The following is a 20,438-nucleotide window of genomic DNA, read 5'->3' on the forward strand; positions in this document are numbered from 1 at the left end:
ACGGTCCCGCCGGTCGCGTAGCGTGACCAGCGGTGACGCAGCGACAGGGGCGGCTGTACGTGCCGTGTCCGCGCGAGTACGCGCTGCGCGCCGTGACGGCGTCCCGTGCGGGGGCGTTGGGGCAAGGAGGCGGTGATGGACATGGCGGAGCGCGAGGACGCGGTGGCGGAGGCCGAGGCGGCTTCCGGATCGCAGGGGAACGGCGACTCGGGAACGGTCGTGAGTCTCGGGGACGGCTGGGACAACGACGACGGGGCCGGGCGGCGACCGGAGGAGGACGCCGGACGAGGCGTCGTCGTCGCGTTCGGGCAGACCATGAAGACGCTGCGGCTGCGGGAGGGCCTGGAGCGCGGGGAGTTCGGGCGGCGGCTCGGGTACTCGGCGTCCACGGTCGCGTCGTTCGAGCAGGGGCGGAGGATTCCGTCACCCCGGACGATCGAGCGGGCCGACGAGGTGCTGGGGGCGGGCGGGTTGCTGTGCCTGTGGAAGGAACAGGTGGAGCGGGCGCAGTATCCGGTGTTCTTCCAGGGGATGGCCACCTTGGAGAAGGAGGCCATCGAACTGCTCGCCTACGACACCCTGGTGGTCAAGGGTCTGCTCCAGACCGAGGAGTACATGAGGGCGCTGCTCGCCATGAGGCGTCCCCCTCTGGACGAGGAGACCATCGAGCAGCGAGTGACGGCGCGTTTGGCCCGGCAGGACATCTTCGACCGTCGGCCCGCTCCACTCCTGAGCTTCGTGCTCGACGAGGCGATCCTGCGGCGCCCCTACGGAGGCAAGGCCGTGCTGCGCGGGCAGTTGGAGAACCTGCTGCTGATCGGGCAGAGGCGCAACGTCGAGATCCAGGTCATGCCGATCGACCGTGAGGACAATGCCGGTGTGAACGGACCGTTCACCGTGGTGACGCGGAAGGACGGCAAGAAGTTCGTGTATGCCGAGGCACAAGGCATCGGCTCACTACAGACCGACCCGGAGCAAGGGGTCCTGACCGCCGCCCGCTATGGGATTATCCGATCACAGGCTCTCAGTCCGCGAGAGTCTCTGGACCTCATCGAAGGGTTGCTGGGATCGCTATGAACAACGCTGAGTCCTCGACCGTCGCCTCCGGCCTCGCCTGGTTCAAGAGCAGCTACAGCGGAACCGAGGGCGGTGATTGTGTAGAGGTCGCGCCTGCTACGGCAGTTGTGCACGTCCGGGACTCGAAGGCCGAGGCGGGCCCCGTGCTCACGGTCTCGCGTGAGGCCTGGGCGGGATTCGTCGGGCCGGCCTCGTCGGAGGCGTCCGTCTGACCCGCGTACGGTCGTGAGAGCCCTGCCGGTTCCTTACGGACGGCAGGGCTCTCGTGCGCGGATCACACCGTCAGCTTGAGCGCTTCGATCCACGAGTCGTTGTCCCAGGTGCCGGCGTAGCTGAAGTTGTACGTGGTGGAGCTGGGGTCGCTGCACACCGAGCTGGTCCAGCCGTCGCCCTGGACGTAGGCGGACTGGCAGACGGTGCTGGCGCCGCCATCGACGGTGATGATGTGTCCCAGCATGTTCGGGGCGTCCTTCTCGGTGCTTCCGACGTAGTTGTCGACGCCGTCGGCGGCACTCGTCCAGGGACCGGGGTAGTACCCCTCGCCATTGGTCGACGCGGGGTTGTGGACGTAGGCGTTGCCGGATGTGCCGTTGGTTGCGGACACGGCGATGTTGACGGCCTTGAGCGGTATCCCCGAGCCCGCCGAGCCCGCCGTCACGCCGTCGCACACGGCGTCGGACCAGCCCTGGTCCGACGTGTAGACGCGGTAGCAGATGTGCCGTGCGCTCGGGTCCTTCGCGGCCAGTTGCAGGACCGCGGTCGCCGCGGTCTCCTCCTGTGCCTCGGTCTCCTCCTCCTCGGAACCACCACCCCCCGCCGCGTCTCCGGCCCCGTCTCCGGCCCCGTCTCCGCCGGCCTGCTGTGTCTCGGTCACGGCCGGGGCCGCGACGTCGGCGGACGGGGCCTTCGGCGCCTCGGGGGTCGGTGAGGCGGAAGGCGGCAGCGTACTGATGGCGGCTTGCTCGAGCCTTTCGGTGGCGACGCTGCGGACCTGGGGCTTGTAGGCGATCCACAGCATCACGGCCGTGATCGCCAGCGCCATGGAGAAACTGAGGAAGACCGCCAGCCAGCGCGGTAGGAAACCCCGCTGCACATACGTGCCCTCCACGGCCAGCGGCGTCACACCCGACCGCTGCACCGCCAGGGTGTAGGGCCGTTGCTCCGCCGACCCGAACCAGATGATCTGCCGCGGCTTCAGCGTCGTCTCGACGAACGCCGCGCGGCCCGGCTCGATCTGCACATTGCTCGGATGTATGTCGTACGACAACTGATCACCGTTGTCGCTGCCGCTCACCGACGCCGTCAGCTTCGTGTTGCCCAGGTTGTCCACGGCCAGTCTCGGACGGCCGCGGAAACGGCCCTTCACCGTCGGCGGCACCAACTCCGCCCGCACTTCCGTGAAGGGGGTGATGGTGAGGTTCCCCTCGGGAACCGTCGTCGCCTCCGGATGCTCCGTCGGCGTGATCCGCACCGCGTACGGATTCGGCCCCGCCACCGCATCCGGCGTACGCGGTGGAGCGAACGTCAGCTCCACCGACCCCGTCGTCCCCGGATACAACCGCAGCGACTGCGGCTCCACGACGGTATAAGGGGCGACAGAGCCCACCGTCTCGAAGCGGTACTCGTCCACCACGTCACCGGTGTTGCGCAGACGCAGCCGTACCGTCGTACTGTCACCCGGGTCCACGGTCGCGGAGGCGGGTTCGAGGGAAGTCCAGAGGCTCACTCCCGGACTTTAAACGTAGCAATGGTGCCTAGTCAGGAAGCGATGGGGCACGATGAGTGCCCGAAGGGGCGGGACCGGCTGCCCCGTTCTGGTGCGTTGTGGTCGCGATCGTGCACGATGGCGGACCGCTATGTGGGAGAGCCGGCGGGGATGCGCACGGTCTCCACCCAGCCCGGGGGCTGGGGTGCCTCGGGGCCGATCAGGGCGGCGACGAGGCGGCAGGACGGAGTTTCGTCGGGCCAGGGCGTGTACCCGTCGGTGAGGACGACGACGATGCTCGGGCGGTCCCGGGCGGCGAGGGCGGCGGCGATGCCGACGCGCAGGTCCGTGCCGCCACCGCCGCCGAGGGCGATCTGCTGGGTGGCCGTCACCCGGGAGACGGCGTGCACGTCGGCGTCGCAGGCGAGGACGGTGACGCGGTTGCCCCGTACGCCGACCTCGCGCAGGACGCCCGTGACCTCGCCCAGGGCCGCGGCGAGTTCCGCGTCGCCCATCGAGCCCGAGGTGTCGACGACGACGGCCACCCGGGGCAGCGGACGGCGCAGGCTCGGCAGGACGACGCCGCGCAGCGCCGGTGTGCGGCGCGACGGGCGGCGGTAGGTGTAGTCGACGGCCCCGCCGGCCCAGGCGGCGGCCTCCCGGACGGCGCCGGACAGCGCCTGCCGCCAGTCCACCGTGGGTTCGAGGACCTCCTCGGCCCAGCGCTGCCAGCCCGCGGGCAGGGTGCCGCGGCTGCGCTGGTGGGCGCGCATCGCCTCGGCGGTGTGCCGGCGCAGCGCCTGGGCCTCGACCTCGCCGAGCGGGGTGGGACCGGCGGATCCCGGAAGTTCCCAGGGCGTCGGGCGGCCGTGGGCGCCCGATCCGCAGTCGTGGCCGCGTACGTGCGCCGGCAGCCGCTCCAGATACGCCTCGAACAACTGCCCGGCGGGCAGGCCGAAGAGGCGGGGTTCGACGCGTCCGTCGGGCAGGCGCAGGCCGTCGGCGAGGAGGTCGTCGTTGATCTCGCAGTCCTGCGCGACGTTGACGCGGTGCCGGTCGCGCTGGTCGGCGGCGGGGAGCCGGTCGGCGCGGCCGTGGTGGTCGCGCAGCAGGTGCGCCACCTCGTGCACCCACACGCCCGCGAGCTCCTCCACGGGGGTCGCGTCGACGAAGGCGGGTGACACGTAGCAGCGCCAGTGCCGGTCGACGCCCATCGTCGGCACCTCGGGGCTGGGCACGAGGGTCAGGGCGTACAGGGCCGACGCGAGATACGGCCGGTCACTCGCCGCGCGGTAGCGGGCGGCGAGCAGCTTCGTCATGTCAAGGTTCCCGCGGGTTGCCGGCATGCCCGCGCGCCTCACCGGCCGCCGGGCAGGGCCCCGGACATCCGCAGCAGGTCCAGGAAGCCGTCGATGCCGGGCGGCACGGGCCAGTCGAGCCGGCGCATCGCCGCGAGGTCGGTGGCGGCCCGGGCGGCCACGTCCGGCACGCCCGCGTCCACCGCCTTGGCCAGGACCGTCCAACCCGCCTCCCAGCGGGGCCGGGTGAGATCGCTCTGGATGGCGGCGACCACCGCGATGAGGAAGGCCAGTTGGCGGTCTCCGCGCTCGGGCAGCGCGAACGCCTCGGGGTCGGCGAGGACGCGCTCGGGGTCCGGCAGGTCGAGGTTCTCCAGGTACGACAGCAGTTCGATGCCCGCGCCGTCGCCGACGGCGCCGGTGAGCGCGGCGGCCAGCGCCTCGCGGCCGGCGCCGGTCGCGTACCCCGTCGCGAGCAGCCGCAGCGCCATCTCCCAGGTGCGCGGGGACGGCCATGAGCGGCCCCGGCTCTCGGCGTCGGCGGGGATGTGGTGGACCAGGCCGGGCCGGGCGGTGAGGAAGCCGGAGACGGCACCGCGGGCCCGCGCGACGGCGCCGGGCACCTTGGCCGGGTCGACCGCGGGGACGGCCACCTCCGGCCAGGTCCCCGCCATGCCGCGCGCGACGGTGCGGGGGTCGTGGGTCCAGTCGAGGTGGACGAAGCGGTTGGCGAGCGGCGGGCTCAGGTGCCAGCCGTCCGCGGCGCTGGACGGCGGGTTGGCGGCGGCGACGATGCGCACCGCGTCGGGCAGGACGAGGCTGCCGACCCGGCGTTCGAGGACGACCCGCAGCAGTGCGGCCTGCACGGCCGGGGGCGCCGAGGACAGTTCGTCGAAGAAGAGCAGGCCCTGCCCGGCACGGGTGAGCCGGACCGCCCAGTCGGGCGGGGCCATCGGCACACCGGTCACGGCGGGGTCGTCCCCGACGATCGGCAGCCCGGCGAAGTCCGACGGCTCGTGCACGCTGGCGATGACCGTCTCCAGCGGAAGGCCGAGCCCCGCGGCGAGCTGCTCCAGACCGGCCGACTTGCCGATGCCCGGTTCGCCCCACAGCAGGACGGGCTGATTGGCCGTCACGGCCAGGGCGAGGGCCTCCAGTTGGGGGTTGGCGGCGGGTTCGGTGCGCCGTGCGCGCAGTCTGCGGACGAGGTCGTCCGCGGCGGCCAGCGGGTTCGCCCCGGTCCGGGGGGTGGGGGCGGTGGGGGCGGTGCTCACAGGTCCTCGTCTTCGCCGTCGTCGTGTTCCTCGTCCTCGCCGTCGTCGTGTTCCTCGTCCTCGCCGTCGTCGTCTTCCTCTTCCCTCTCGTCCATCCACTCGTCCCACCAGTCGGCGCCGACGCCCGGGTGTTCCTCCTGGACGCGCTTCTGGAGGAAGGCCAGGTCATGGCGCTTGTACCGGCGGACGATCTGGGCCAGCGAGAGCTCCGACTCGTCGACCACGTCGATCCGGGCGCCGACGGCGAGGAACGCCTCCACGAGGGCTCTGGAACCGCCGTCGTTGACCGCCACGTACAGCGGTGTGCGGGACCGCTGGTCCAGCGCCTCGAGGTCGAGTCCGTCGGCGAGCAGCCGGGGCAGGAGCGGCTCGTGGTCGAGCAGGTGCAGCACGTGGAGCAGCGTGCGCCCGCCGGCGTCGCGTACCCGGGGGTCCACGCCCGCGTCCAGGAGGGCGAGCACGCCGTGGGTGTCGCCGTGCTGGGCGCGCAGGAAGAGGTCCTGCCGCTGGGCTCGCAGCGCCTTCGGTAGCCGGCCCTTGCCCGACGTCCACGTCTGCTGGACGGCGAAGCATCCGGCGACGGCGCCGCCGAACGCGCGCAGGGCCTGTTCGCGCCGCTGTTCCTCGTCGCTGTGCGGCATGTGGAGCAGACCGCCCGGGCGGAACCCCACCTCGTGCCAGGCGCCGTGGCACCTGACCCGGACGGGGGCGGGCGCGGCGGGACCGGGCGGGCCGACGGGACCGCCGGTGACGTCGAGGGCGGGGAACAGCGCCTCGCGGACCAGCGGGTGCAGGTGCCGCGGCTCGACCCCGCCGGCCCGCATCAGGTCGAGGTCGGGGAGCCTGCGCCAGAGGGCTTCGGCCAGGAAGGGCACGCTCTCGGTGTCGTCCTGGTTGGCGGCCCTGGCCCGCAGTCCGGCCCCGGGACCGGACGCCGTCGGCTCCAGCAGGACGTTCGTCCGCCAGTCACCGGCGATGACGAAGCGGTCGCCGAGGCCCTCGTCCGCCAGCCGGCGGATCTCCGGCGCCAGGCGGGTGTGGTCGAGCGCGAGTCCGCCGATGAGCTGTTCGGGATCGGCCCGGTACCAGCCGGGGGCGGTCGTGGGTGTCAGGTCGAGTTCGATCCCGACCGCGGTGAAGGCCGCCCGGACGTCGCCCCTCTGGTGCAGCAGGGTGACCCATTCGGCGCGGGCCACCGGGTCGGCGCGGCCGGGGTCGGCCGTGGGCAGCTCGTCCGCGGTGCGCGGTCTGCCGTCGGGGTGGAAAAACGGCGGCCGTTCGCCGCCGCCGCACCGCGCGCGCAGTTCGGCGGTGTGCCGTGCGTCCCACAGGTGCCGGGCGTACCGCCAGTCCTCGGTGGCTCGCCCGAAGACGCCTGCGGCCTTCTCGTCCGCGACCGTCCGGAACCGCAGGGTGATCCGCTGCGGGCCCTCGATCATCGCGGGCGTGGTGAGGTGGAGGTAGGGCGTGGAGCGGCGGCGTTCGTCCGCTTGCACCGGACGGTAGCGGGCGAGGACCACGGTCCGGCCGGTGTCGAGGGTGGTCCGCCCGCCGAGCAGCCTGGGCAGGTGCCAGCGCACCAGGTCCGGTACCAGGTGGCGAAGGTCGTCCTCCAGGGCCGCGGCGACGTCGTGGCCGCAGTGTTCGGCGACCTCCGGCAGGTCGACGGCGACGTCCACGCCGGCCGCCGCGCACGCCCCGCGCCAGTCGCCGGCCGCACGGCGTTCGGCCGCGCGCTCGATCATGTCCCGGGGCACCGCGTAGCGGCGGATCCGCCGTCGGCTCGCCGCCTCCTCAGGGGGGAAGCTCAGGAGTTCGGGGCGGGGGCTCAACGGTAGACACTTCCTATCGCGCGCAGGTCCGGGTGGGCCCCGGCCGCGGGCCGCAGGCGCTGGGTGAAGGACCGCTTGACCTTCCGGGGCAGGCCGGGGCCCAGCCCGACGTACTCCAGCGGCGAGTCGTCCGGTACGGCCGCCAGCAGGGACTTCGCGCCCCGCCCGGTGAGCCCGGTGTGGCACAGCTCCAGCCGGCGCAGGGGGCTGCCCGGGAGCGCGGCGGCCAGCGCGCGGGCGCCGTCGTCGCCGGTGGAGTTGGTGGTGGCGCCGAGGCTCCGTTCGGACAGCGGCCGGCCGAGGTCGAGCGCCTCGATCCCGGCCAGGGCGCCGGCGAGGGCGCGCGCGCCGGCGGGGCCGATCCCGTTGCCGCCCAGTCCGAGACGTACGGGCCGCGTGGAGTCGGCCGCGGCCGCGAGGACGGCGGCGCCTTCGTCGCCGAGGTGGTTGGCGGGCAGGTACAGCTCACGCACGCCCGCGTCGCGGATCAGCGCCGCCAGCAGCCCGGCGTCGGCGGCGGTCAGGCCGTTCCCGCCGAGGAAGAGGCGCTCCACCGGGCGCGGTCGGCCGGTGAGGGCGTCGAGCAGGACGCGCAGCCCGGCGGTGGTGAGGCCGGTGTTGACCAGGTCGAGGGTGCGCAGCGTGGTGTTGCGGCGGAGCATCGCGGCGAGGGCGAGGGCGCCGTCGTCGCCCACCGGATTGCGCTTGAGCCACAGGGCGCGGACGGTGTCGTCCGTCGACAGCGCGGTGGCGAGCGCGGCGGCCCCTTCCGGGCCGATGCGGTTGCAGCCGAGGTAGAGCGTGCGCAGGCCGTGGCCGTCGGCGAGTGCCCGGGCGACCGTCGAGGCTCCGTCGTCTCCGATGGAGTTGGTGCCGAGCAGGACGTGCGCGGCGTGCGGGGAGGAGGCGGCGACGGGCATCAGGCGGGCGGCGCCGGCCGGGCCCAGGCCCTGCTTGCACAGGTCGACCCGCCCGTCGGCGCGCACGGTGCCGAGCGGGAAGGTCTCGTCGGTGCCGACCGCTCGCGCCGACCTCAGCCGGGCCAGCAGCGGGTCCAGCCGGGAGGGATCGACGACCGGGATGTCCGGGTGCTCGATCGCCGGGCAGCGTACGGGTGTCGGCTGCGTCATCACCACTCCACCGGTCCATCGCCGGTGCCCGGATCGCCGAGGGCGGCATCGCCCCCCGCCCGCCCGGAACGGACCGACGCCTATCGACGTTCCTCAACGACAAAGGCGGCAAGGCCGGTCGGATTCGAACCGACGTCCTCCAGCTCGATGCTAGGGCGCGACGACCTCTGCGCTACAGCCTTGCCTGGGCAGATCATAGCCATATTCGTCTCGGCGCTGATCAGTTGTCGACGACTTCGCCGCCCGGGATCCGGCGTCCCGGCGGTGCCTGCCGCCGGCGACGGTGCGCGAGGTGCCGTCGGCCGGTTCGGCGCGCGCGTGCCGCCTGAGGGGGGATCAGGCCGAGGTGACCGGCAGCACGTCGGGTGACAGGGCCGCCGCCCGGGCCGTCGCCGCCGTCATACGGCGGCGGTGGTGGCGGCGGCAGAGCACCTCGTAGCCGACGGTGTCGGCCTGGTCGACGTCGCCGACGACGACCTGGGCCCCCTCGACGACCATCACACCGCCGACCGTGCGGGCGTTGTGGGTGGCGCGGGCGCCGCACCAGCACAGCGCCTCGACCTGGAGGACCTCGACCCGGTCGGCGAGTTCGACGAGCCGCTGGGAGCCGGGGAACAGCTTGGAGCGGAAGTCGGTCGTGATGCCGAAGGCGTAGACGTCGATGCCGAGGTCGTCGACCACCCGCGCGAGCTGGTCGATCTGCTCCTCGGCGAGGAACTGCGCCTCGTCCGCGATCACGTAGTCCGCCCGGCCGCCGTGGGAGAGGTGGTCGACGAGATGGGCGTACAGGTCCTGTCCGTCCTTGACCTCGACGGCGTCGGTGACCAGGCCGAGGCGGGAGGAGAGTTTGCCCTCGCCCGCGCGGTCGTCGCGGGTGAGGATCATGCCCTGCAGACCGCGCGCGGAGCGGTTGTGCTCGATCTGGAGAGCCAGCGTCGACTTCCCGCAGTCCATGGTTCCGGAGAAGAAGACCAGCTCGGGCATGGGGGGATGAGCACCTTTCGGCGAGGGAGTACGGGGCGGCGCTTCAGGAGCGTACTTCGAGCAGCGGAACGAGCTGCTCGGCAGGGGTCATCGAGCCGTGGTTGCCGACCATGGACGACTCGTTCGGCTCCCGCTGGGAGGCGATGAGCAGGACGTCGTCCCGGGCGGCGGCGATCACGTCGCCCAGGCGGGCGTACACCCGCTCGTCGATCCCGGCGGGCGGTCCGAACCAGCCCGCGTCGATCGCCTCGTCCCGCGAGGCCACCCAGAACTGCTCGCCGAGCACCTCGCGCCAGCAGGTCAGGACGTCGTTCTCGGCGCCCGGTACGGCGTAGACGTGCCGGGCGCGGCCCTCGCCGCCCAGCAGGGCGACACCGGCGCGCAGTTCCCAGTCCTCGTCGAAGTCGATGCGGTGCTGTTCGTCGAAGGGCACGTCGATCATGCCGTGGTCGGCGGTGACGTAGAGCGCGCTGCGCGGCGGGAGCTGCTCGGCGAGGCGCTGGACGAGCCGGTCGACGGTCATGAGCTGGCCGCGCCAGGTGTCGGAGGCGACGCCGTAGCGGTGGCCGGCGCCGTCGAGTTCGGCGTAGTACGTGTAGACGAGGGAGCGGTCGCCGGCCGACAGCTGGGCGGCCGCCACATCCATCCGCTCCTCGCCGGTCAGGCGTCCGAGGAACCTTCCGCCGCTGAGCGCGACCTTGGTCAGGGGGGTGTTCTCGAAGGTGGGCGAGGACACCTGGGCGGCGTGCACACCGGCGGCGTCGGCCAGCTCGAACACCGTGGGGTGCGGCTGCCAGGCACGCGGCTCCGTCCACGGCTGCCAGCGGAGCTGGTTCATCAGCTCGCCGGTGGCGGGGTTGCGCACGGTGTAGCCGGGCAGGCCGTGGGCGCCCGGCGGGAGGCCGGTGCCGACGGAGGCCAGGGAGGTCGCGGTGGTCGCCGGGAAGCCGGCGGTGAGCGGGCGGCCGGTGCCGCCGCGCGAGCTGCCGAGGAGCGCGTGCAGGTAGGGCGCCTCGTCCGGGTGGGCCTTGATCTGTTCCCAGCCGAGGCCGTCGATCAGGAAGACGCAGGCGCGGTCGGCCGGGGCCAGTTCGGGGATCGCCGCGGTCATACCGGGTACGCCCATGCCGGCGGCCAGCGTGGGCAGCAGGTCGGCGAGGGAGCCGGTGCCGTACTCGGGGACGGGGGCGGAGGAGAGGGCGAGGGGTTCCGGGTGGTCCCAGACGGGCTGAGCCATCAGCGGGTGAGGTCCGCGGTCGCCTCGGAGAGCGCCTGGGCGAACACGAGGGCCTGGCGCACCGTCTCCGGTCCGTCCCCTGCCTCGCTGACGCGCAGGCTGAGGTCGTCCGCCGTCGAGTTTCCGGTGTAGCCGTGGTCGGCGTCGCAGTTGGGGTCGCCGCAGGCGGCCGGCTCCAGGTCGATGCGCGACACGGCGCCCCAGCCGATGGTGAGCACGACCTCGCGGGGCAGGGTGCCGGGCGCGTACGACTCGGGGTTGGCGACCACGCGGCTGACCACGACGGACGAGATCCGGCCGAGCTTCACGGACTCGGTGGACGTCGTGGCGTAGGGGGTCGGGGAGGTGGTGTCGGCGGCCTGCTCGTCGGTGTGGCTGACGATGAAGCGGTTGCCGGTGAGGACCAGCACGGTCACGTGCCGGCGCACCTCGTTCTGGTCGAAGGTGGTCTCCTGGTGGACCAGGTACGACCGGATGGGCTCGCCGCCCACGGCGGCCTCCACCGCCTCGGCCACGAGGGCCGGGTAGTAGCCGCTGCGCTCGATCGCCGCACGCAGCCCCTGGGTCGTCGTACTGGTCTTGGCCATGCGGTCCATCCTACGGGGACCCACTGACTGCGAGGGACCTCTCACGACCGCGGGGAACCTCACGTCCGCGGGGAGCGTCCGGGCCCGGGCGGTGAGCGTGGGGGAGCTCCGGGCAGCGGGGGCGTCCGGGCGCGGGGATCCTCGGGGGCCGGGAACCGCGCGGCGGCGGGGGTTCGCCGGGGGCCGCCGGGAAGCGTGCGGCGGCGGGGCTCCGCCCGGGGCCGCCGGGAAGCGTGCGGCGGCGGGGCTCCGCCCGGGGCCGCCGGGAAGCGTGCGCCGGCGGGGCTCCGCCCGGGGCCGCCGGGAAGCGTGCGCGGCCGTCAGTACGTTGGGAGGGTCCGCGGGCCGAGGTCGTCGCGGGCGGGTGGGGGCGCGAGCCGGACGGAGGCGCCGAGGACGCTCAGGCCGTGCGGGGCGACGACGACCGGCTCCAGCGTGACGGCGACCACCTCGGGGTGGTCGTCGACCAGCCGGGAGACGCGCAGCAGCAGCTCTTCGAGGGCGGGTGTGTCGACGGGTGCCGAGCCGCGCCAGCCGAACAGGAGCGGGGCCGTCCGGATCGAGCGGACCAGGGAGGTCGCGTCGCGGTCGGTGACCGGGACCAGGCGGTGCGCCATGTCGCCGAGCAGCTGGGAGGCGGCACCGGCCAGTCCGAACGAGAGCACGGCTCCGGCCGCCGGGTCGATGACGGCCCGGACGACGGTGTCGACGCCGCGCGGGGCCATGGCCTGGACGACCGGACGCACCTCCTGCGGCCTGCCGAAGAGGCCGGTCAGCTCGGCGTAGGCCCGGCGCAGCTGTTCCTCGTCCGCGAGGTCCAGCCGGACGCCCCCGAGGTCGGCGCGGTGGCGCAGGTGGGGGGCGGTGGCCTTGAGGGCGACGGGGTAACCGAGGGCCCGGGCGGCCCGCACGGCCTCGTCCGGGGCCGGGGCCGGGATCGCCCGGCGTACGTCGATGCCGTACCGGCCGAGCAGCTCGCAGGTCTCGTCGGTGCCGAGGGTGAGGCCCTGCCCGCGGGCGAGAAGGCCGCCGATCAGCTCGGCGGCGCCCTTCTCGTCGATGTCGTCGTACTCGGGCACCTTGCCGGGGTCGGCGGCCTCGCGGCGCCACTGCGCGTACTTCACGGCCTCGGCGAGGGCACGGACCGCGCGTTCGGCGGCCGGGTAGGCGGGGATGAGGTGGGCGCCCTCGGGGGCCTCGGTCGCGGGGGCCTCGGTCGCGGGGGCCTCGATCACGGGGGCCTCGATCACGGGGGCGGGACCCGGGCCGGCGGGGCCCGGGCCGACGGCGTCCGGGCCGACGGCGTCCGGGCCGACGGCGTCCGGGCCGACGGCGTCCGGGCCCGCAGCGTCCGGACCGGCGGCGTCCGGGGTTCCTGGCTCCGCCGTCCCCGGGATCGGGGCCTGGGCCGGGGCCGGCGTCGCGGTACGCGCGCGGGGGGCTGTGCTCGTGGCGGCCGACAGGGCCTCCGCGAGGCCGCCGAGTTCCACGTGCACCACGAGGACCGGCTTGGCGGGCCCGGTGGCCGCCGCCGAGCGCAGCGCCTGCGCCAGCTCCGCGTCGCCCGGCGACGCCTCGCCGATCGCGGGGATGGCCGTCACCACGACCGCGTCGCAGGTCTCGTCGGCCAGGGCGCGCGCCAGCGCCGTGTGGAAGTCCTCCGCCGACGCCTCCGTGGTCAGGTCCCGCGGCGGCAGCGGGCGCAGCCCCTCGGCGAGGCACGCGTCGTACGTCAGCAGGCCCAGCGACTCGGAGTTGCCCAGGATGGCCACCCGCGGGCCGCTCGGCAGCGGCTGGCGGGCGAGCAGCAGGCCGGCGTCGACCAGCTCGGTGATGGTGTCCACGCGGATCACTCCGGCCTGCCGCAGCAGCGCCGACACCGTGGCGTGCGGCAGCCGGGTGGCGCGTACGGCGTGCCCCTGGGGGGCGGATCCGGCGCCCTGCACCACCACCAGCGGCTTCGCCGCCGCCGTACGCCGGGCCAGGCGGGTGAACTTGCGGGGGTTGCCGATGGACTCCAGGTACATGAGGGCGACGTCGGTGTCGGGGTCGTCGTACCAGTACTGCAGGACGTCGTTGCCGGAGACGTCAGCGCGGTTGCCGGAGGAGACGAACGTGGACACGCCGGTGACGCCGGTGACGCCTCCGCCACGGCGGTGCAGCCGGGACAGGAGGGCGATGCCGATGGCACCGGACTGGGCGAACAGGCCGATGCGGCCGGTCCGGGGCATCTCCGGGGCCAGCGACGCGTTCAGCCGCACCTCGGGCGAGGTGTTGATGACGCCGAAGGCGTTGGGGCCGATGATCCGCATGCCGTACGCGCGCGCGTGCCGCACGAGTTGGCGCTGGCGCTCGCGTCCGCCGGGACCGCTCTCGGCGTAGCCGGCGGAGAGGACGACGAGTCCCTGCACGCCGTGTTCGCCGCACTCGGCGACGACCTCGGGCACCTGCTCGGCGGGGACGGCGACGACCGCGAGGTCGACGGGGCCGTCGACCTCGCGCACCGAGCGGTGGGCGGGTATCCCGTCGAGTTCTTCCAGGTCCTCGGGGAACGCCTTGTTCACGGCGTACAGACGGCCGGTGAAGCCGGCCTGGCGCAGGTTGCCGAGAACGCTGCGGCCGACGCCGCCGGGGGCGCGGCCGGTACCGACGACGGCGACCGAGCCGGGCACCAGCAGCCGGCGTACGGAGCGGGCCTCGGCGCGCTGCTCCCGCGCGCGCTGGACGGCCAGGGAGCGCTCGGTGGGTTCGAGGTCGAACTCCAGGCGGACGACGCCGTCCTCGAAGCTGCGCTTCTGGGTGTATCCGGCGTCCGTGAACACCTTGATCATCTTGGTGTTGGCGGGGAGCACCTCGGCGGCGAACCGGCGGATGCCGCGCTCGCGCGCGACGGCCCCTATGTGCTCCAGGAGCGCGGAGGCCACACCCCTGCCCTGGTGGGCGTCCTGCACGAGGAAGGCGACCTCGGCCTCGTCGGCCGGCGCGGAGGCGGGCATGCCGTCGGCGCCGATGCGGTCGTACCGCACGGTGGCGATGAACTCGCCGCCGATGGTGGCCGCGAGTCCCACCCGGTCCACGAAGTCGTGGTGCGTGAAGCGGTGGACGTCCTTGGCGGACAGACGCGGGTAGGGCGCGAAGAAGCGGTAGTACTTCGACTCGTCCGAGACCTGCTCGTAGAAGCTGACCAGGCGCTCGGCGTCATCGACGGTGATGGGGCGGACGCGCGCGGTGCCGCCGTCGCGCAGCACCACGTCGGCTTCCCAGTGGGCGGGGTACTCGTGCCGGTCCGGCGCGCTCTGCATGGGGCCCAGAGTACGGCTCGCGTACGACAACGGCGCGAGGCAGTCTGTGGAGGACGGAACGTCGGGCCGAGGCCGCGGCCCGGCGACCACGGCGGAACGGGACACAGCACTGTTCCGGGCACGCATCACGTGTGGAACACTGGTCTAGACAACCTGAACACCGAAGGGCAGCAACACATGGCTGAGCGCCGCGTCAACGTCGGCTGGGCCGAGGGCCTCCACGCCCGCCCCGCCTCCATCTTCGTCCGAGCCGCCACGGCCGCAGGCGTCCCGGTGACGATCGCCAAGGCGGGAGGCAACCCCGTCAACGCGGCCTCCATGCTGGCCGTCCTCGGTCTGGGCGCCCAGGGCGGCGAGGAGATCGTCCTGGCCTCCGAGGCCGAGGGCGCGGACCTCGCCCTCGACCGGCTGGCCAAGCTGGTCTCCGAAGGACTCGAGGAGCTTCCCGAGACCGTCTGAGCCCCGCTCGCCGCGCGCACGCAGCCGCGCCGTCCTCACCGGGCGGCGCGGCTGCGCCATTTTCGGATGCTTGCCGGGGGAAATTGCCGGAAGCATGCCGCATTAGGCGTGCGAGCATACGAACGACGCGCCACCGAAAATGGCGGGCACGCCGGGAAAAGGGCAGCGGAAATACACCTCCGCCGAATACCCCTTCTTTGTATACGGCCCTCGTGTTAATGACGCGGGCCCGACATGTTTACGACGTGTTGCGAAGTCCTCACACGGTCCTGGCGTTCTCCGCCCGCGAAGCGCAGCCGGTGCGCGGCGGAGGAGCGCTCGGTGTGGAGCGCCGTGAGCGACCGCGCGCGATCGCCGTCCCCGCGCGCCACCGCGTCCACGATCGCGCCGTGCTCCGCCCAGGACTCCACCGGGTTGGCCGGCGCCTCCACCGCGTACATCCAGGCGATCTTGTGCCGCAGCTGGGTGAGCGTCGAGGTCAGGGCATGGCTGCCGGAGGCCTGGGCGAGCGTCTCGTGGAACCAGCCGCCCAGGGAGCGCAGATCCTCGCTGCTGCCCCTCCTGGCGCGCTCCTGGCCCAGCCGGACGAGGCCGCGCAGCACCTTGAGGTGCGCCTCGGTGCGCCGCTGGGCGGCCCGGGAGGCGCCGAGCGGCTCCAGGAGCATGCGCATCTCCAGCAGGTCGGCGGCCTCCTGCTCGGTCGGTTCGGCGACGCACGCGCCCGCGTGCCGCCGCGTGACGACGAACCCTTCCGCCTCCAGCGTGCGCAGCGCCTCCCGGACGGGGACACGGGAGACGCCGTAGCGGCGGGCGAGGAGTTCCTCGGTGAGGCGGCTGCCGCGCTCGTAGACACCCGCGACGATGTCGTCCCGGATGGCCGTGCACACCGAGTGCGCCGGAATACGCATGACCGACCTCCGCCTTAATCCCCGTGAAACGTCGACGAATGACGTGTGTTCAGTGACTCTATTGCAGTGAGCCGCACATTCCGACGGTGGGCCGGAATCGAGGGATATTTTTTGGACAGCGGGGCGCATGAAAACGACGAAAGCCCCGGCCGCGGGGGCCGGGGCGGGAGGATGTGTCGCCGGGTGCCGTCACAGGTGGTGACGCGTCGCCGGGTGGTGCCGTCACAGTGGTGACGCGTCGCCGGGTGGTGCCGGCGCTCCGAACGCCGTCGCCGGGTGGTGCCGGCGGTTCGCATGCGTCACCGGGTGTCGCCGGAGGCTGAGCCCCGGACGTCGTTCAGGGGCTCAGCCCCTGACGTCGTCAGAGGCTCACACCGTGCTTGCGGAGGTAGGCGACCGGGTCGATGTCCGAGCCGTACTCGGCGCCCGTGCGGGCCTCGAAGTGCAGGTGCGGGCCGGTGACGTTGCCGGTCGCGCCGGAGAGGGCTATCCGCTGGCCGGCGGTGACCTTCTGGCCCACCGAGACGCTGATCGACGACAGGTGACCGTACTGGGTGTACGTGCCGTCGCTCATCCGGAGCACGACCTGGTTGCCGTAGGCACCGCCCCAGCCCGCCTCGACGACGGTGCCGGCTCCGACCGCGTGCACGGTGGTGCCGGTCGAGGCGTGGAAGTCGATGCCGGTGTGGCTCCCGGAGGACCACAGGGAGCTGCCGGCCCGGTAGGCGGTGGAGACGTAGGAGCCGGTGATCGGCGCCACGAAGGTGTTGAGGCGCTTGCGCTCGGCCTCACGGGCGGCGCGGGCACGTGCCGCGCGCTCCTCCTTGACCCTCTCGGCGGCCTCGGCGGCGGCCTCCTTGCGCGCGGCCTCCGCCTGGGCGGCCTGCTTCTGCGCGGCGGCCTGGTCGTCGATCCGCTCGGCGACCGTGTCGCCGATGGTGACGACGGGGATGAGCCCGGTCTGCTCGGCGGAGGGCTCCGCGGCGAGGGCGGGACCGGAGGCGGCGGTGCCGATGACGCCGGTGGTGGTGAGCGCCGCGATGCCCGCGGCGCGGGCGGAGGTGCGCTTCATCCGGCCGGGACGACGGTGCTTCCCGGTGGCGCAGGTGAACGCCATGAAGTTGAGCGGTCCTTTCCTTCCCTCTCGCCTACCGGGTTAGCTGACGGGTTCGGAGCAGGAAGGTCTCCTACGGACACCCTCGCGACACGCGCGGGCCTCCGATTCACCCCAGGGACTTCATCGTTGGGTCCCCGGCTCCCCTGGCTCGCGCCGTACGGGGACTCGGCGATGACTGTCCGGTGCCGCGGATGCGGCGCACTGCCCGACGAACAGCCCGGACGAACCTAGACGCGCCCGCTGCCGGTCCCCAAACGCGACGCGGTTTTTGTAGCGCATGCCACAGGTCAGACAGGCAGCCTCTCCCTCAATTCGGACACCGGAAGGCCCTGGCGACCGGCCGGTCGCCAGGGCCCCGCACACACCCGTGTCACCTCAGGGCGCGTGCCTCGCCGTGGGTGGTGAACCCCTGCGGCTATTCGGCCGGTACGACCTTCACCTCACCGATGCCCAGGGCCTCGACCGCGCCCTTGATCCGGCCGGCGTCACCGACGAGCACGGTCACCAGGCGGTCCACCGGGAAGGCGCTGACGACCGCCGCGGTGGCCTCCACGGTGCCGGTCGCGGCGAGCTGCTGATAGAGCGTCGCCTGGTAGTCGTCGGGCAGGTGCTGCTCGACCTGGTCGGCCAGGGTGCCGGCCACGGCCGCGGCGGTCTCGTACTTCAGCGGCGCGACGCCGACCAGGTTCTGCACGGCGACGTCCCGCTCGGCGTCGGTGAGCCCCTCGGCGGCGAGGGTGCGCAGCACCTTCCAGAGGTCCTCCAGCGCGGGGCCGGTGTTGGGGGTGTCCACGGAGCCGCTGATGGCGAGCATCGCGGCGCCCGTGCCGTCCGGCGCGGAGCGCAGCACCTGCCCGAAGGAGCGCACGCCGTAGGTGTAGCCCTTCTCCTCGCGCAGGACGCGGTCCAGGCGGGAGGTGAGGGTGCCGCCGAGGCAGTACGTGCCGAGCACCTGCGCGGGCCACACGCGCGCGTGCCGGTCGGGACCGATGCGGCCGATCAGCAACTGCGTCTGGACGGCGCCGGGGCGGTCCACGATGACGACCCGGCCGGTGTCGTCGGCGGTCACCGGCGGCACCGGCCGCGGCTGGGCCGGGGAGCCCGTCCAGGCGCCCAGGGTGTCCCCGAGGAGCGCGTCGAGGTCGATGTCCGTCAGATCGCCGACGACCACCGCGGTGGCCGTGGCGGGGCGGACGTGCTTCTCGTAGAAGGACCGGACGGCTCCGGAGTCGATCTTCTCGACCGTGTCGGCGGTGCCCTGGCGCGGACGCGACATGCGCGTGTCGGCCGGGAAGAGCTCCTTGGAGAGCTCCTTGGCCGCACGCCGGGAGGGGTTGGCCAGCTCGTGCGGGATCTCGTCGAGACGGTTGCGCACCAGTCGCTCGACCTCGCTGTCGGCGAACGCGGGCGCCCGCAGGGCGTCGGCGATCAGGCCGAGGGCCTTGGCGAGGCGGGAGGCCGGGACCTCCAGGCTCAGCCGGACGCCGGGGTGGTCGGCGTGCGCGTCGAGGGTGGCGCCGCAGCGCTCCAGCTCGGCGGCGAACTCCTCGGCGGAGTGCTTGTCGGTGCCCTCCGAGAAGGCCCGCGCCATGATCGTGGCGACGCCGTCGAGACCGGCCGGCTCGGCGTCCAGGGGCGCGTCGAGGATGATCTCGACGGCGACCACCTGCTGCCCCGGGCGGTGGCAGTGCAGGACGGTCAGGCCGTTGTCGAGCGTCCCGCGCGCGGGGGCCGGGAACGCCCACGGCCTGGCGTCGCCCGCCTGCGGCTGGGGGTGGAAGTCCATCGTGGCGAGCTCGGTCACTTGGCCGCCTCCTCGTTCTCGTCCTCGTCGGCGGTGTTGTCGGTGCCCTCGGCGCCCTCGGTGCCCTCGGTGCCTTCGGTGCCTTCGACGGGTTCTGCGGGTTCGACGGGTTCGTAGACCAGCACGGCCCGGTTGTCGGGGCGCAGGCGGGCCTTGGCGATCTCCCGCACCTCCTCCGCCGTGACGTCCAGCACACGCTGGACGGCGGTCAGGGCGAGCTGCGGGTCGCCGAAGAGCACGGCGAACCGGCACAGTTCGTCGGCGCGGCCGGCGACCGTGCCGAGACGGTCCAGCCACTCGCGCTCCAGCTGGGCCTGGGCCCGCTCCATCTCCTCCGGCGTGGGGCCCTCCTCGGCGAACCGGGCGAGCTCCTCGTCGATGGCGGCCTCGATGACGGGCACCTCGACGTCGCCGGAGGTCTTCACGTCCAGCCAGCCCAGGGAGGGCGCGCCGGCGAGCCGCAGCAGGCCGAAGCCGGCCGCCACCGCCGTACGGTCGCGGCGGACGAGGCGGTTGTAGAGGCGGGAGGACTCGCCGCCGCCGAGGACGGTGAGCGCCAGGTCGACGGCGTCGCACGCGCGCGTGCCGTCCTGCGGCAGACGGTAGGCGGCCATCAGGGCGCGGGCCGGGACCTCCTCCTCGACGACCTCGCGCAGCTGCTCGCCGATGGTGTCGGGCAGGGAGCCGTCACGGGGTGCGGGCTTGCCGTCGTGGGCGGGGATGGAGCCGAAGTACTTCTCGATCCAGGCGAGCGTCCGCTCCGGGTCGATGTCGCCGACGACCGACAGGACCGCGTTGTTGGGCGCGTAGTAGGTGCGGAAGAACGCGCGCGCGTCCTCCAGGGTCGCCGCGTCCAGGTCGGCCATCGAGCCGATCGGGGTGTGGTGGTAGGGGTGGCCGTCCGGGTAGGCGAGGGCGGTCAGCTTCTCGAAGGCGGTGCCGTAGGGGACGTTGTCGTAGCGCTGGCGGCGCTCGTTCTTGACGACGTCCCGCTGGTTCTCCATGGACTCGTCGTCCAGGGCGGTCAGCAGGGAGCCCATGCGGTCGGCCTCCAGCCAGAGCGCGAGCTCCAGCTGGTGAGCGGGCATGGTCTCGAAGTAGTTGGTGCGCTCGAAGCTCGTGGTGCCGTTGAGCGAGCCGCCCGCACCCTGGACCAGCTCGAAGTGGCCGTTGCCCTTGACCTGGGCGGAGCCCTGGAACATCAGGTGCTCGAAAAGGTGAGCAAGACCGGTACGCCCCTTGACTTCGTGGCGCGAACCGACGTCGTACCAGAGGCACACCGCCGCGACGGGGGTCAGGTGGTCCTCTGAGAGCACCACGCGCAGGCCGTTGGCCAGGCGGTGCTCGGTCGCTGTCAGGCCCCCGGAGCCTGCCTGGGCTGTGGCCGTGTGACCCATGGGCATGTACGTCCCTTCCGATCGCGGACGCGGTCGTCGAAACCGCGCTTTTCCTGCCGGTCCTGCCACTGTATGCAAGCGCGCGGAGCGTCGGCGAAGTTCCCGGACGACGTACGCCCAGAGCGAGATCGCGTAGCCTGCGGGCAGCCGTGGCGGAGGCACCCCTCCGGCCGGGCCGGACGCCGACGCCCGGGCCCCGGCCCGCGCTGTCAGTGCCACGGTCCACAATGGTCCGCATCAGATCTCGTCACACGCTTCAGCAGGAGTGAGCCGAAGGGCCTCGAGCGCCCCGTAGGCGAGCGCCCAGGAAACAGGAGGAGCCGGCAG

General features: G+C 73.4%; 16 protein-coding genes, 1 tRNA gene and 1 riboswitch. Of the genes, 3 read left to right on the forward strand and 14 right to left on the reverse strand.

The window, feature by feature from the left end; all coding sequences use genetic code 11:
- The first annotated feature begins 141 nt into the window (after window positions 1–141).
- Together ACFV9M_RS19375 and ACFV9M_RS19380 are read left to right on the forward strand one after the other, a co-directional pair.
- Window positions 142–1,077, forward strand: a complete 936-nt coding sequence (locus tag ACFV9M_RS19375; RefSeq protein ID WP_385064783.1) for a helix-turn-helix domain-containing protein — start codon at window positions 142–144, stop codon at window positions 1,075–1,077.
- The gene (locus ACFV9M_RS19380) at window positions 1,074–1,289 is read left to right on the forward strand and encodes a DUF397 domain-containing protein (RefSeq protein WP_385064746.1); all 216 of its coding nucleotides are present in this window, start codon (window positions 1,074–1,076) and stop codon (window positions 1,287–1,289) included. Before ACFV9M_RS19375 ends, ACFV9M_RS19380 begins: the two co-directional genes overlap by 4 nt.
- A 62-nt stretch (window positions 1,290–1,351) precedes the next feature.
- Here the strand turns inward: ACFV9M_RS19380 and ACFV9M_RS19385 are convergent, their stop codons facing one another.
- The 10 genes from ACFV9M_RS19385 to ACFV9M_RS19430 form a co-directional block, all read right to left on the reverse strand.
- Complete coding sequence (locus ACFV9M_RS19385; protein WP_385064743.1) at window positions 1,352–2,803, reverse strand: hydrolase; 1,452 nt, start codon at window positions 2,801–2,803, stop codon at window positions 1,352–1,354.
- 128 nt (window positions 2,804–2,931) lie between these two features.
- Window positions 2,932–4,128: a VWA-like domain-containing protein gene (locus tag ACFV9M_RS19390; protein WP_385064741.1), complete on the reverse strand. Its 1,197-nt coding sequence runs from the start codon at window positions 4,126–4,128 to the stop codon at window positions 2,932–2,934.
- Window positions 4,129–4,139: 11 nt separating this feature from the next.
- Entirely contained in the window at window positions 4,140–5,354 is a 1,215-nt protein-coding gene (locus tag ACFV9M_RS19395; RefSeq protein ID WP_385064738.1) for an AAA family ATPase, read from the reverse strand.
- Window positions 5,351–7,186, reverse strand: coding sequence for an ankyrin repeat domain-containing protein (locus tag ACFV9M_RS19400; protein ID WP_385064735.1), 1,836 nt, complete (start codon window positions 7,184–7,186; stop codon window positions 5,351–5,353). Before ACFV9M_RS19400 ends, ACFV9M_RS19395 begins: the two co-directional genes overlap by 4 nt.
- The gene (locus tag ACFV9M_RS19405) at window positions 7,183–8,316 is read right to left on the reverse strand and encodes a gala protein (RefSeq protein ID WP_385064733.1); all 1,134 of its coding nucleotides are present in this window, start codon (window positions 8,314–8,316) and stop codon (window positions 7,183–7,185) included. The genes ACFV9M_RS19400 and ACFV9M_RS19405 overlap by 4 nt, the downstream gene beginning before the upstream one ends.
- Before the next feature lie 109 nt (window positions 8,317–8,425).
- Window positions 8,426–8,498 (reverse strand) — tRNA-Arg (locus ACFV9M_RS19410).
- 154 nt (window positions 8,499–8,652) lie between these two features.
- Entirely contained in the window at window positions 8,653–9,300 is a 648-nt protein-coding gene (locus ACFV9M_RS19415; protein ID WP_385064731.1) for a thymidine kinase, read from the reverse strand.
- Between the two features lie 43 nt (window positions 9,301–9,343).
- On the reverse strand, window positions 9,344–10,537 hold the full coding sequence (locus tag ACFV9M_RS19420) for an alkaline phosphatase family protein (RefSeq protein WP_385064728.1): 1,194 nt from the start codon (window positions 10,535–10,537) through the stop codon (window positions 9,344–9,346).
- A complete protein-coding gene (locus ACFV9M_RS19425) occupies window positions 10,537–11,133 on the reverse strand; it encodes a DUF5998 family protein (protein ID WP_385064779.1) in 597 nt (198 codons plus the stop codon). Before ACFV9M_RS19425 ends, ACFV9M_RS19420 begins: the two co-directional genes overlap by 1 nt.
- 311 nt (window positions 11,134–11,444) lie before the next feature.
- Window positions 11,445–14,426: a GNAT family N-acetyltransferase gene (locus tag ACFV9M_RS19430; RefSeq protein WP_385064726.1), complete on the reverse strand. Its 2,982-nt coding sequence runs from the start codon at window positions 14,424–14,426 to the stop codon at window positions 11,445–11,447.
- 177 nt (window positions 14,427–14,603) lie between these two features.
- Here ACFV9M_RS19430 and ACFV9M_RS19435 point away from each other — a divergent pair, with 177 nt between their 5' ends.
- Window positions 14,604–14,885, forward strand: a complete 282-nt coding sequence (locus ACFV9M_RS19435) for an HPr family phosphocarrier protein (RefSeq protein ID WP_385064723.1) — start codon at window positions 14,604–14,606, stop codon at window positions 14,883–14,885.
- Between the two features lie 215 nt (window positions 14,886–15,100).
- Here ACFV9M_RS19435 and ACFV9M_RS19440 read toward each other — a convergent pair whose 3' ends face one another.
- From ACFV9M_RS19440 to ACFV9M_RS19455, 4 genes are all read right to left on the reverse strand, one after another.
- Window positions 15,101–15,793: a GntR family transcriptional regulator gene (locus ACFV9M_RS19440; protein WP_385064720.1), complete on the reverse strand. Its 693-nt coding sequence runs from the start codon at window positions 15,791–15,793 to the stop codon at window positions 15,101–15,103.
- A 361-nt stretch (window positions 15,794–16,154) separates the two neighbouring features.
- On the reverse strand, window positions 16,155–16,910 hold the full coding sequence (locus ACFV9M_RS19445) for a M23 family metallopeptidase (protein ID WP_385064717.1): 756 nt from the start codon (window positions 16,908–16,910) through the stop codon (window positions 16,155–16,157).
- 13 nt (window positions 16,911–16,923) lie between these two features.
- A riboswitch (cyclic di-AMP (ydaO/yuaA leader) is annotated at window positions 16,924–17,091 on the reverse strand.
- A gap of 234 nt (window positions 17,092–17,325) precedes the next feature.
- Entirely contained in the window at window positions 17,326–18,714 is a 1,389-nt protein-coding gene (locus ACFV9M_RS19450; protein ID WP_385064714.1) for a M16 family metallopeptidase, read from the reverse strand.
- Entirely contained in the window at window positions 18,711–20,117 is a 1,407-nt protein-coding gene (locus ACFV9M_RS19455; protein WP_385064712.1) for a M16 family metallopeptidase, read from the reverse strand. The genes ACFV9M_RS19450 and ACFV9M_RS19455 overlap by 4 nt, the downstream gene beginning before the upstream one ends.
- Window positions 20,118–20,438: the final 321 nt, after the last annotated feature.

It is taken from the genome of Streptomyces sp. NPDC059895 (assembly GCF_042731035.1).
GTDB lineage: Bacteria > Actinomycetota > Actinomycetes > Streptomycetales > Streptomycetaceae > Streptomyces.

What these genes read in the sequence shown, in the direction of transcription:
- ACFV9M_RS19440 (WP_385064720.1), bottom strand. Translation starts at nt 15,793, where the DNA reads ATGCGTATTCCGGCGCACTCGGTGTGCACGGCCATCCGGGACGACATC.
- ACFV9M_RS19405 (WP_385064733.1), bottom strand. Translation starts at nt 8,316, where the DNA reads ATGACGCAGCCGACACCCGTACGCTGCCCGGCGATCGAGCACCCGGAC.
- ACFV9M_RS19435 (WP_385064723.1), top strand. Translation starts at nt 14,604, where the DNA reads ATGGCTGAGCGCCGCGTCAACGTCGGCTGGGCCGAGGGCCTCCACGCC.
- ACFV9M_RS19430 (WP_385064726.1), bottom strand. Translation starts at nt 14,426, where the DNA reads ATGCAGAGCGCGCCGGACCGGCACGAGTACCCCGCCCACTGGGAAGCC.
- ACFV9M_RS19425 (WP_385064779.1), bottom strand. Translation starts at nt 11,133, where the DNA reads ATGGACCGCATGGCCAAGACCAGTACGACGACCCAGGGGCTGCGTGCG.
- ACFV9M_RS19420 (WP_385064728.1), bottom strand. Translation starts at nt 10,537, where the DNA reads ATGGCTCAGCCCGTCTGGGACCACCCGGAACCCCTCGCCCTCTCCTCC.
- ACFV9M_RS19415 (WP_385064731.1), bottom strand. Translation starts at nt 9,300, where the DNA reads ATGCCCGAGCTGGTCTTCTTCTCCGGAACCATGGACTGCGGGAAGTCG.
- ACFV9M_RS19445 (WP_385064717.1), bottom strand. Translation starts at nt 16,910, where the DNA reads ATGGCGTTCACCTGCGCCACCGGGAAGCACCGTCGTCCCGGCCGGATG.
- ACFV9M_RS19390 (WP_385064741.1), bottom strand. Translation starts at nt 4,128, where the DNA reads ATGCCGGCAACCCGCGGGAACCTTGACATGACGAAGCTGCTCGCCGCC.
- ACFV9M_RS19455 (WP_385064712.1), bottom strand. Translation starts at nt 20,117, where the DNA reads ATGCCCATGGGTCACACGGCCACAGCCCAGGCAGGCTCCGGGGGCCTG.
- ACFV9M_RS19375 (WP_385064783.1), top strand. Translation starts at nt 142, where the DNA reads ATGGCGGAGCGCGAGGACGCGGTGGCGGAGGCCGAGGCGGCTTCCGGA.
- ACFV9M_RS19380 (WP_385064746.1), top strand. Translation starts at nt 1,074, where the DNA reads ATGAACAACGCTGAGTCCTCGACCGTCGCCTCCGGCCTCGCCTGGTTC.